Below are 541 nucleotides of genomic sequence, written 5' to 3' on the forward strand. Positions count from 1 at the left end.
CGTCTCTTCCGCCGTCGTCCCGGACGGCGACGCCGGCGAGGTGTGGGCACGGGACCCGGAGTTGTTCCACCAGCCCTCGACCCGTCCCGGCGCGAAGCTGCCGCACGCCTGGCTCGTCGACGGCGACGGCAACCGGCTGTCCACGCTGGACGTCGTCGGCAAGGGCACCTTCACCGTGCTGACCGGGCTGTCCGGTGGCGAGTGGGAGGCCGCCGCGGCCGAATGCGGGAGCACCCTGGGAATTCCGCTGAAGTGCGTGCGCATCGGCTCCGAGAACAGCCGCGACGCCTACGGCGAGTGGCGCCGCACCTCGGGGATGGCCGAGGACGGTTGCCTGCTCGTCCGCCCGGACGGACACATCGCCTGGCGGTCCTCCCGGCCACCTCAGGCCGACTCCTCGGCCTGCGCCGAGTTGCTCGGCGCATTGAGGGCCGTGCTCCAGTGTTGACGGCACGGCACCGACCCCACAGAGGATCACACGAACCGAGGCTGACGCCGGTCCGGCGGTCTGCCGGACCCGAACGGAGTGCAGTGCATATGG

The 541-nt window shown here is 71.7% G+C and carries 1 protein-coding gene; it reads left to right on the forward strand.

From position 1 onward, the window contains the following. Positions 1–448: aromatic-ring hydroxylase C-terminal domain-containing protein (locus tag AC1DYK_RS35575; RefSeq protein ID WP_478170548.1), on the forward strand; the 448-nt coding region annotated here is incomplete at its 5' end. Between the last annotated feature and the right edge of the window lie 93 nt (positions 449–541).

This window comes from Variovorax sp. P2_H12, assembly GCF_056403395.1.